An 11,936-nucleotide genomic window follows, 5' to 3' on the forward strand; every position below is an offset into this window, starting at 1 on the left:
CTCTCCTCATATGAATGATGTTAAAAGTCGTATACATCTTATTGTATCATGTTGGCGATCAAGCTTGGGATGATATTTCCTGAGAATCAAGGGAAAGGTTTGAAATTCAAAAGGCGGAACCCTGTACAACCTTTCATTAAAAAAGTGTATACAAACCATTGACAAGTGAAGAGCGGTCTGATATTAATTAGATAATGAATTTAAGATGAGTAAAGACCTTCATGATTACTGGATACATCATGAACATATTGGAGGTGTGATAGGATGAACGTGCAATTTATAGACAGTGAAAAGATATACTTCGGTTTCCTATCTGGAGCAAACGCCGTTATTAAGCAAAGAAATGAATTGAATAAAATTAATGTGTTTCCCGTGGCAGATGGTGATACAGGTACGAATCTCGCATTTACGATGGTTTCTATTATTGAAGAAGCTAGAGTGAAAGAGTCGGCCAAAAAAACGATGGAATCTATTGCAGAAGCCGCGCTAATTGGTGCAAGAGGGAATTCGGGTATTATCTTTGCTAGCTTTATCAATGGATTATATATGGGACTGGATGATAAGAAGGACATATCCATTAAAGGGTTCTCTAGTTCTGTGAAAAGCGCTGTGAATTATGCTTACAAATCCATATCCAATCCAGTAGAGGGAACGATGATTACGGTTATGAGAGATTGGTCAGACGCTTTGGATATGATGAAAGATCGAGCAAATGACTTCACGGAGTTACTTACCAAATCGCTTGAGGTCGCTTTGCAATCCTTAAAGAGGACACCAGAATTACTTCAGGTGTTGAAAGATGCTTCTGTCGTAGATTCAGGGGCAAAGGGTTTCGTACATTTTCTAGAAGGCTTCGCTCATTTCATGAGAACCAAACAGGTGGATCAGACGACCTATCACTTCGATGACATTGAGATGGTGGTGGATGAAGTCCATCACATCGAGAACCCTGATGTTAACCATAGATATTGTACTGAGGCACTAGTCTTAGGGGAGCATCTTGATCTAGATGATATGAGAAATGCACTTAAAGATTCAGGAGAATCACTCATCATTACGGGGAACTCACATAAAGCAAGGATTCATATTCACACCCGTGCACCGCAAGATATATTTGATAGATTACGAGGGTTCGGTCAGATCATTCAGCAAAAAGCCGACGATATGATCAGACAATATGAATCAACACATGCTAGAAAATATAATATTGCCCTAGTGACGGACTCCATTGCGGACTTACCCAAAGCGTTGATGGATCAATATCAAATACACATGATTCCATTGAATCTCATCGTGGATGATAGTATTTATTTGGATAAAATGACGATTAGTCCTTCGTACTTGTATCAATCGATGAATGAATCGAAGAATTACCCGACATCCTCACAACCGACGTTAAGAGATACAGAGAACTTTCTCAATCAGGTGTCATCTAATTATGAATCCGTTATCGTAGTGACCGTATCGAAGCTGATGAGCGGAACTCATAGTAGCATTCTGCAGGTAGCTGAGAAGTTAAACGCCAAAGGTAAACGAATTGCTGTGATTGATTCCAAGCTCAACTCAGGAGCACAGGGGTTAGTTGTATTGAAGGCAGCCGAGGAGATTGCAGCGGGCAAAGAAATGGATGAAGTGATTCAAAGTATAGAAACAACAATTGCCGCTACCAAGATCTTTGTGAGCGTCGATAATCTGAAGTATATGGTTCGCTCGGGAAGAGTGGAGAAAATCCAAGGTTCTGCTGCAAAGGTATTGAATCTTAAACCTATTGTATCGATCGATGATCAAGGAAAAGGAATGATTATGGGTGCAACGTTAAGTCTGAAAGCCACCATGAGGAAAATGAAGTTGTTAGTCCAAGAAATTTCCCGAACGAAGAACATTGTTAGCTATTCGATCGTACACGCAGACGCTATAGAACGAGCAACGGAGTTAGAAAAGGTAGTTACACAGATTACTGGCAAATCCCCTATCTACACGACAGATATATCTTCTATCGTTGCCATGAATGCAGGTATCGGATGTGTAGCTATTGCGTTAACAACGGAATAAAGAGGAGGTAATACCATTGAATAATACGTATGTTGGAACAATTTTGGTCTTATTTATATTTTTTGTAGTCATCTTTCTAATTGCACAATGGAGAAAGAATAATGGCCTAGTGGATATTGCATGGGGTCTAGGATTTGTTATTGTTGCGGGTTATAGTTATATGACAAGTGAAGTTAAGACAGACCGATCCTTATTAATTACCCTGCTTGTTATCTTGTGGGGAGTTCGACTGGCGTATTATCTATTTAGACGTAATTGGAGCAAGTCAGAGGATTATAGGTATGTGAATATGAGAAAACGCTGGGGTACGAATAACTGGAAGTATTTGAAGATGTTCGTGAATGTATATGTCCTTCAATTGGTGTTACTATATATCATTTCACAGCCCATATTGACGGTGAATACTTCAACTAATGCTGGTCTTGGATGGCTTGATTATATCGGTCTAACCATATGGGTCGTCGGTTATCTGTTTGAAGTAATAGGTGACTATCAATTGAAGACCTTTGTATCGAATCCTAATAATAAAGGAAGACTCATGAAATATGGACTATGGAAATATACACGTCACCCTAATTATTTCGGAGAGGCGACCATGTGGTGGGGAATATTTATCATTTCCTTATCTGTTCCCAAGGGATGGACAGGAATCTACAGTCCGATCATAATTACGTTATTACTGCTGTTTGTGTCAGGTGTACCCTTATTAGAGAAGAAATTCAAGAAGCATGCGGAATGGCCTTTGTATGAGAAGCAAACAAGTAAGTTCATTCCGATGCCACCAAAGAAGAGCGGAGAGTGATTGAGATGCGTATCTACGATATCAAAGTGACGAATTCGGATGGGGTAGAATATCAACTGAATGAATATTCAGGACAGCCTATGTTGATTGTAAATACCGCGACCAAATGTGGATTAAGTAATCAATTTGACGGATTAGAGAAATTACATGATAAGTACAAAGAAGAAGGATTAATTGTACTTGGATTTCCTTCGAATCAATTCGGTCAAGAACTTAAGAAGGCAGAGGACGCAGAACAATCTTGCCGATTAAGCTATGGGGTTACCTTTCCAATGCATGAGATCATAAAGGTTAACGGTAAAGATGCACATCCGCTATTTGATTATTTGACTCAGCACAGTAAAGGGCTCCTCTCCAAAAAGATTAAATGGAACTTCACAAAGTTCCTAATTGATAAAGAAGGCAATGTTGTTGGAAGATATGCACCAACACATCAGCCACAAGCCTTGGAGCAAGATATACTACAATTATTAGAACAATAAATGATAAAGGGGTTGTATCACAGGTCATCTTCATGACTTGGTATACAACCCCTTTTTCTTGAACATCATGTTTATAGAATGTCTTCTATAGAATTCGAAATATGAAGTGAATGAAGCTTCTTGTTCGCTGTATACTTCATAGCCCCGCAACCACCTAAGTAGAAATCGATTTTCTTATGATTTGCTGCGAATTGATCAAGTTCTTGTAATAGATCTGGATTGTTTTCAAAAGGAATCGTTGTTGTTGCGGATAGGACTACTTTTGCGGGTTTTAATTTTTGAACTAATGCTTCTATGGACTTTGGTGCAGGAGATGTTCCTACTAATAGGGTTCTCCAGCCTCTCATCATGAATTGAAGCAATAGAATATGCAATGGCAGTTCATGTTGCTCATTCGGAAGACATGCCCCTAACACCAACGGAGCATCCTCTCTGCAAGGATAATTCCGACGTATCTGCACTAAGAAGTCTCGCACAATCATGCTTGAGAACGATTCCTGATATTCATCCCAATCTTTTCTCTCCCAACGATTTCCGACTTCCTTGAGGAAAGGAATAACGACAGATGTTAGAAACAAAGTTAGTCCAAAGACATTATACGCTCGTTGCAGAATAAGATTAATTTCTATTTCGTCACAAAGACTGCCCTTTTCAAGAAGTTGAAAGACATAACTATTCATTTCTTTGAAATCGGTCATTGGATTATCTTCTTGAAACAATTCCTCATTGGGATCGTCCTTCTCTTTCACGAGAATAACAGCTTGGCTAACAGGATGTCCCTTATCTGATAAAGCTTTAACTCTAAGAAGGGTATTCACATCTTTTTCGCTATACATTCTATAGCCATTGTCCAATCTCTCAGGCTGTATAAGATCATATCGCTCTTCCCATTTTCGAATAACTTGCTTGGAGAGACCCGTTACATCTGCCACTTGCTGAATGAAATACCGTCCACTTACGTAAGAGTTATTCATATTACTCATCCTTTCAGCCGTGTTCCCCAATACAGCAGTCTCTAATTCTAATATATCCAGTATAGTGTATATTCACACCTTGTACAATGTTCATTTGATAACATTCTACAAAGTGATAGGAGCCGGCTTTCCGAAATAATAACCTTGAAATAACTGGTATCCTATTTCTTTTAACCATTCGAAGTCTTCTCTGTTCTCGATTCCTTCTGCAAGGGGGACGGACCCAATACGTAAGGCAGATTCGAGTACGGTTCTTGCGTTGTGTTGTTTCATCGGATCAGTGGATACCCCTTGCACAAATGCCATGTCCAACTTCATATAGTGGGGTTCTAATTGTTCTAATACCTCGATCGTACTGAAACCTGCTCCGACATCATCTAAGGCGTAATGAAATCCCTTTTCTCGGTAATATGCCAATATTTCCTTTAAATGATCTAAATCATGCACTTGTTCTGTCTCCACCACTTCAAATACAAACCGTGACGGTTCGATACCGAGTTGCTGAGCCAATTGGACGGTTGATTGTAGACAGTGTTGAGGTGAATAGATAGAAGTTGGAATAAAGTTGATAAATACTTTCTTATCGATCAAAGCAGCATTCTTAACAGCATTCATTCTACAGATACGGTCTAGAGCATATGTCCGATTTCGTCGCTTGGCAGCTGTGAAGACGTGGTAGGGAGATACAGATTGACCTGATTCATCTGTGAACCGAGATAACATTTCATAAGCGAATATTTCTTCATGGATATCCACAATCGGTTGAATATGACATGTTACCAATTCATTCCGAATGACGTTATCAATCCATTGGTAATCCAGCAGACCTGTTACCTCTTGTATTGGATTCCACATGTGGTTATCGATGCGAAATGAGATGCCTTCGAGATTCATGTGGTCGCACATATAATCATATAAGCCTGCAACGGAAGTTTCATCTACAACGAGTTGATCATCAGTATAACTAATAAGTCCTCCATTGGCTTGAAGATATGTACGGATATGTGCGAGTTGAACGATATTGTCTTGTCCTACAAATCGAATTTGATAATAAAGTGCTTGTGGATAACAAGCTCTACATTGTTCCATAGAAGGTTCCTCCAAGTATTTAGATATGGTATAAGAAGTAACAATTGTTTCCTGTTGTATAATCATTTATATTAAACCATATACAAACGTTTGACAACAAGTGCATAGTTTGTTATAAATAGATTATCAAAAAAAGTTACAAAAGCTTATAAATCTATATTATAGGATGTGAAAAGATGTTTCTAGCGTGGAATGAAATAAAGAAGAATAAACTTCGATTCATTTTAATTATGGGTGTATTGATGCTCGTTTCTTATTTAGTATTCTTTTTATCTGGGTTAGCTACAGGGTTACAAAGTCTTAACAGGGAATCCGTGGATAAATGGAAAGCCGATGCGATTGTTCTAACGCAAGAGTCCGATTCTAGCTTGGGTCAGTCTTCTTTTATGGTGAAAGAGGAAAGTCAATTTAAATCAGATGAGAAGGCGATTCTATCTCAATTAAATACCATCGTAAATAACGGTGAGTCGAAGCAGAATATTTCCCTCTTTGGTATTCGAAAAGATGAATTTATTATGCCTAATGTGACGGAAGGAAATGAATTTTCTAAACCGAATGAAGTGATTGCAAGTGATGCACTGATTGACGAGGGATTTAAGGTAGGGGATGAACTCAGCCTGTCTTCGACTCAAGAGAAGTTAACCATTGTTGGCTTCACGGATGCAGCTAGGTTTAACGCAGCCCCTGTTCTTTATGGTGATATGGATACATTCTTGAATATAAAATATGGAGAATTTGCTGAAGAAAACGAGGGAGCGATAAATGCAATTGTTCTTCGTACGGACGATATGTCATCTATTCAAAATACGGATCAACTAGAAGTAATAGAGTTAGAGACTTTTATTAGAAGTTTGCCAGGTTATACGGAACAAAGCTTAACGTTAAATTTCATGATCTACTTTCTGTTTGCTATCGCTGCGATCATAGTCACTATTTTCTTGTATGTTCTTACGGTACAAAAGATTAGTATGTTTGGTGTGATGAAAGCTCAAGGGATTTCTAACGGTTACTTAGCTAAATCGGTTTTTGCACAGACTTTTATATTGGCAACTATTGGGGTATTGATTGGTTTCATATTGACGATTGTGACGGGTGCATTCCTACCAAGTGCGGTACCGGTGGCCTTTGACTACATGACGATGATTATTTATGGCTTAGTTCTTATTGTGTTCTCCGTATTTGGGGCACTGATTTCGGTATATACCATTGTAAAGATAGATCCATTGAAAGCGATTGGGGGTTAAATCATGGCTGTATTAGAACTGAATAATGTAACGAAGATATTTGGAACAGGGCATAAAACAGTAGAGGCACTCAAAGAAACGGACTTCCACGCAGAAAAAGGTGAACTGATTGCTGTTATTGGTCCATCGGGTTCTGGAAAAAGTACCTTTTTAACGATTGCTGGTGGCTTACAAACACCTACTGACGGTGAAATAATGATTAACAATCAGAATATTACCAAGTTATCGGAGAAGGATCGCTCCAAGATTCGGTTGAAGGAAATAGGATTCATTCTTCAATCTTCTAATTTAATTCCATTTCTTACTGTAGAGAATCAGATGAGATTATTGGATAAAGTCAAGAAGGGGAATATGACTAAAGAAGAAATGAATCAACTATATGAGGATCTGGGCATCGAGGATCTACGGAATAAATATCCATCCGATCTATCTGGTGGGGAGAGACAAAGAGTAGCCATTGCCAAATCTCTGTACAGTAATCCATCGATTCTATTGGCAGATGAACCTACGGCATCCCTAGATTCTGATCGTGCTTATGAAGTGATGGAGCTATTGAAGCATGAAACGAAAAGTAAGAATACGACAACGATCGTGGTGACACATGACATTCGATTAGTGGAATACTGCGACAAGGTATATAAAATGGTAGACGGCGTTCTAAGGTTGGAACAAGGCGATAACTAATTCATGCTTGTCATGCTAGACTGACCTTTCTATTAGGGTTATAATGGTGTGATAGCTTAAATCCATAAGTGCTATGACTGTAGAATGTAGCCTAGGAGGGTGTGCATGTTACGAGTATGAAAAAGTGCTTACAAGATTATATAACAAACCAATCATTTATATCATATGGACAATTCTTTGAGCTTGCTATTTTACTAACTGAAATGGTTCATGCTGAACATAAACAGAAGGTGGTTATTGGCAGTTTTAACCCTGCCAACCTTTACATAACGAGAAATGGACAAGTAGCAAGACTATCTAATAAATCGGATAATAACGAAACCTATCGTTCTCCAGAACAATCGGGCAGAATTAATCGCATGCCAGATAACCGTAGCGATTTATATGTGTTAGGTGTCATATTGTATGAGTTGATAACTGGACGGCTGCCGTTGGAACCGGAATCAGATGAAGCATGGGATATCGTACATATTTCTCGAATGCCAACTCCTTTGGCGGAAATCCGTCCTGATGCGTCCGGGATGCTAGAGAAAATTATAATGAAGCTGCTTGCCAAGGCTCCCGAAGATCGCTATCAAAGTGCGTACGGCTTGCTAGATGATTTGCATCAATGCGAACATATCGGAGTGGAAGGGTGGAAGCAACCCTTTGAACCAGGCAGACGGGACCGTATTCAATCATTACAATTCATAGACTCAAGGTATGGACATAGCATCGCTATGGAGCAATTGGCAGAAGGAGTACAACAGGCACTTCAAGGGAATCAAGCATTCCGTTGGATTGTTGGATCAGAAGGAATTGGCAAGACAACGCTGGTGCATCGGCTACAGTGGGAAACAGTGCGAAGCGGGGGAAGGTTTATTGAAGGAAATAGCATTCAATTGCAATTTCCAGATTTCGATCAGCAGAATAGCTTAGGGCAGCTCATGTCTACATATAAACCAATTCTAGAAGCTTTGCGGCAATGGATTGAGCAGTTATGGAGTGATCCACCAAAGGCTATTACTGCGCTGAAAGAAAAGCTGCAAGCTGTATATGATCACAATGATGCACGCACAATTGTCTCATTATTACCTGAAGCGGCACCTTTGCTGGATGTTAACGTAGAGGAAGCACGAATGGGGTTCTCAGAGCATATAATGGACCAGTCCAATCCTATTGCGGAGCTATTGGCAAGTATGATTCGCTGTTTTGCCGCAAACAAGCCGCCGCTTGTTCTTTTTGTTGACTGTCTCGAATCGGCTGAGGTAGGTACATATGAAGTGCTTAAGTCACTAACGGCGGGAAAGATGACGACGGGGCTGCTAGTTATTGGAGTATATCAAACAGTAGCGCTGCAAGAAGATGAAATACCATTCGATGTCAGCCCGGAACTTTGCTGGTTATCTGACAGATGGAATAGGTATCCATTGGAGCGGGTGCTGTTACTCCCCCTAAGCTATGAAGAGGTTAGACAAGTTCTTGCGATCGCCATGCATGACTCGTTGGCTCGTTTGGACTTATTTGCACGAGTGGTGTATGAACATACTGGTGGTAATCCACGAGCCATTCGTTTGTTGCTAGAGGGCTGGGTGCAGACTAAGCAGCTTAATTTTGATGAGAAGCATCATTATTGGGTATGGCCGAATGAATTAGTTAAGTATATTCATAACCCGGAATTTCATCTTGATTTTATTGAAGAAGCTATTGCTAAGGTTTCTGTCGAAGCGATGGAGATACTCACGGTTGCTGCAGTTGTTGGACTATCCTTTCAGCCTCCGTTTCTTGCAGAATTGTGCGGATTAACACAGGAGCAGTTGGCCCACATACTGCAAGAGGCGCTCGAGTTGGGGGTTATTTTTGCAGATGGTGAGATACAGCTTGGTGATACTAAGGAGAACGGTTATTCGTTTCTTAATTCTACTGTTCATCAAATGATATACGTCTCAAATCAGGAAAAGAATCCCCATTGGCATCGGCAGATCGGCTTGCTATTGCAGCAACGACAGCATACGGGGCTGAATGATCTGAATGTTTCAGATGCAATCGATCATTTGAATTTGGCTGTTAAAGTCATGGATGAGCCAGAAAGACAACAGTTAATTGAAAAGAATTTATATGCGGCCCATCAAGCTATTATGGATGGTCGATTTACAAAGGGAAAGCAATATGCCGAAGCTGGACTTAAGCTAATGCACAAGGAACGAGAGGAAACAGTTAGCCCGCTCTACCTTCAATTAAAGCTGGATTTGGTATGGTCTGAATATATGGGTGGTCATATAGAACAGGCACAGAACCTATTGCTTGATTTAAACGAGTATAGTAAGAATCTAAATAAAGTAGATCGCATAAAGATTTGGAAACCGTTGATTCAGTTTCATACGATGATGGAAAATGAGACGGCCGTTCAATACGGTAAAGAGGCCTTATCGGAGTACGGCTGGAAACTGTCAGAGAGGGCGTCAAAGGCAACGATTTTGAAAGAAGTGTTACATACTAGAATAATTCTATATAAGTACCGTGATAAGATTCATTCCATGCCGATGAATCATGACGAAGAGTATGTTGTATTGTGCGAGCTGATGGAACAAGTCCTATTTCCATTGCTTATAAGCGATGCGGGGGCGCTGATTGATCTCTATGCCCGATTTATTCGTTATGGCTTGCGCAAAGGAATGAATGAACCGCTAGCTTGTATTATTGGTGTTTATGAACAGCTTGTATATAGGGTAATTGATAGTTATTCGCCTATCATCCCGTTTGCGACATTGGAGGCGCTACAACATTTTGATGGATTAAGAATATCCTTTTCGTATCAAATGGAGTTTATTGGTGCATTGTCGAAGCAGTTAGAATATTCACGGGAAGCAAACGCCTATATGGTTAAAGCGATGTGTCGTGGTTTGAACTTGAATGATGTGGAATTTTCCAATATGGCGATGATAACTTTTCTAGTCACTTACAATGGAGAAGTGCAGCCGTTAGTGAATATATTAGATTTCTTTGATTCGCATATGAAGCATAGATCAGTCGACAAATTGATACAACTGGTTGAAGTAACGAGAAACTATATTAGCTCATTACAGGGTGAATCTACAATACAGCAATTTATTGCTATCCCTGAATCAGAGTATGAAATTCCAGATATTGATGACGAGGATAACTATATCTGCGGATGCAAGCTTGAGATAGCCTATTTATTTGGGAATTATCGGGAAGCGTTGTATTGGGTAGAGCGATGCAGGGCAACTGAACTAGGTCTTGACTGGGTGCGGAACCGAAAGCAGCGAGTATATGAGATGTTGTCGCTAACGGCTATATACCCTGTATTAAATGCAACGGAGCAGAAGCGGGTTCGCAAGATTGTGCGTGCGCAGCTGGGCAGGATGAAGAGTTGGAAGGGGTTCCTTGGATATAATTCGGCTGCCTATTTATTGCTTAAGGCAGAATGCACGCACATCACGTCAAAGCCAATGGAAGCGTTACATGAGTATATGAGCGCGGTGAAACAAGCACGGGATGAAAAACACGGATTAATGGAGGGAATTGCTTGTGAACGATTAGCGCTCTGCTATCAGCATGATTTGGTTAGTCATTCGGGAGGAATGATTGCGATGATGGATGCGTGCGCAGCCTATTCGCTATGGGGGATTCCTTCCAAAGCAATACAAATTAGAAACCAGCATGCTGACCTGTTACAACCGCTGTCCAATCTATATGGAAAGTCAATCGTGCAAGGCAAGCAAGAAAGAAAGTTGGAATTGTTGGATTTTCCAAGCAAGGGCGAGGAAGAGGAAATCCTGAATTCTACAAAAGCAGACGTGGAAGAGGAACAATCCAAAATTATTTGGCAAGTGATTAACTCGGTTGATAAGTTAGAGCAACGAAAATGGCAGGAGAGCTTGTTAACGACAGTATTGCAGCACTCAGGTGCGGACAGGGCGCTACTATTACGCAGGTTTAACGATAGCTTTAGGGTCGATTCACAGTTAGACATGACAGTGCATGAAGATCTAGCCATTGAACAATTACATGCGATACCGTATGCGAAAAGTGTACTACGTCATTCCACAGTGACGAATAAAGCTATTGTGCTTGACGATGCGTTGCAAAGTTACTTTTTGGAGGATGAGCATATTAACCGGTATGCCCCCCGATCCATCTTATGTATGCCGATCGCGGTTCCAGGTGATCCGCAAGGAATACTGCTTTATTTGGAAAATACGCGAATAGCAAAAGTATTTACAGAGCAGGATGTAAAATTACTAGAGCTAATAGCGATTCGTATTATTTATTCTAAGCTACTTGAAGATGAAGGCACGATAACAAATGTCATAGCTGAAGTAGCGGTGGCAATAGATCAGCACCCATTCATCGAGCCATTAACCCACCGGGAACTGGAGATGTTGACAGTACTTGCGGAAGGGCTGTCCAATCGGGAGATTTCGGAACGATTTAGTATTGCTGAAACGACAGTTAAAACACATACAACGAGAATATACAGTAAGTTAGGAGTTAAAAGGCGTGGGCAGGCAGTTGCCAAGGCTAAATTATTGCAAATAATCGAATAAAAAGTCGAAGATATGGTTGAATCCCTTATGGATAGATCCCATTCTTCGACTTTTTTTGT

General features: G+C 40.2%; 8 protein-coding genes. 6 read left to right on the plus strand and 2 right to left on the minus strand.

What is annotated here, in order from left to right; translation table 11 throughout:
* Nucleotides 1-264: 264 nt before the first annotated feature.
* Genes ACH8E3_RS06735 through ACH8E3_RS06745 form a run of 3 tightly spaced genes read left to right on the plus strand, consistent with a single transcriptional unit; the run spans nt 265 to nt 3,336 of the window.
* Nucleotides 265-2,052 (plus strand): DAK2 domain-containing protein, encoded by a 1,788-nt coding sequence (locus tag ACH8E3_RS06735; RefSeq protein WP_458631848.1) that lies wholly within the window; start codon nt 265-267, stop codon nt 2,050-2,052.
* A gap of 16 nt (nt 2,053-2,068) precedes the next feature.
* Nucleotides 2,069-2,854 carry a DUF1295 domain-containing protein gene (locus ACH8E3_RS06740; protein WP_458631849.1) on the plus strand — a complete coding sequence of 262 codons (786 nt, stop codon included), beginning with the start codon at nt 2,069-2,071 and terminating at the stop codon, nt 2,852-2,854.
* A gap of 5 nt (nt 2,855-2,859) precedes the next feature.
* Nucleotides 2,860-3,336, plus strand: a complete 477-nt coding sequence (locus ACH8E3_RS06745; RefSeq protein ID WP_458631850.1) for a glutathione peroxidase — start codon at nt 2,860-2,862, stop codon at nt 3,334-3,336.
* Between the two features lie 71 nt (nt 3,337-3,407).
* On the opposite strand, the gene ACH8E3_RS06750 is transcribed toward ACH8E3_RS06745, so the two are convergent.
* A complete protein-coding gene (locus ACH8E3_RS06750) occupies nt 3,408-4,310 on the minus strand; it encodes a MerR family transcriptional regulator (RefSeq protein ID WP_458631851.1) in 903 nt (300 codons plus the stop codon).
* Nucleotides 4,311-4,415: 105 nt separating this feature from the next.
* Nucleotides 4,416-5,399: an EAL domain-containing protein gene (locus tag ACH8E3_RS06755; RefSeq protein ID WP_458631852.1), complete on the minus strand. Its 984-nt coding sequence runs from the start codon at nt 5,397-5,399 to the stop codon at nt 4,416-4,418.
* 176 nt (nt 5,400-5,575) lie between these two features.
* On the opposite strand from ACH8E3_RS06755, the gene ACH8E3_RS06760 reads away from it, so the two are divergent.
* The 3 genes from ACH8E3_RS06760 (at nt 5,576) to ACH8E3_RS06770 (ending at nt 11,877) form a co-directional block, all read left to right on the plus strand.
* Nucleotides 5,576-6,643 (plus strand): ABC transporter permease, encoded by a 1,068-nt coding sequence (locus ACH8E3_RS06760; protein WP_458631853.1) that lies wholly within the window; start codon nt 5,576-5,578, stop codon nt 6,641-6,643.
* Nucleotides 6,644-6,646: 3 nt separating this feature from the next.
* The gene (locus tag ACH8E3_RS06765) at nt 6,647-7,327 is read left to right on the plus strand and encodes an ABC transporter ATP-binding protein (RefSeq protein ID WP_458631854.1); all 681 of its coding nucleotides are present in this window, start codon (nt 6,647-6,649) and stop codon (nt 7,325-7,327) included.
* Nucleotides 7,328-7,443: 116 nt separating this feature from the next.
* On the plus strand, nt 7,444-11,877 hold the full coding sequence (locus ACH8E3_RS06770) for a LuxR C-terminal-related transcriptional regulator (RefSeq protein WP_458631855.1): 4,434 nt from the start codon (nt 7,444-7,446) through the stop codon (nt 11,875-11,877).
* Nucleotides 11,878-11,936: the final 59 nt, after the last annotated feature.

Source organism: Paenibacillus sp. CMAA1364, assembly GCF_054373195.1.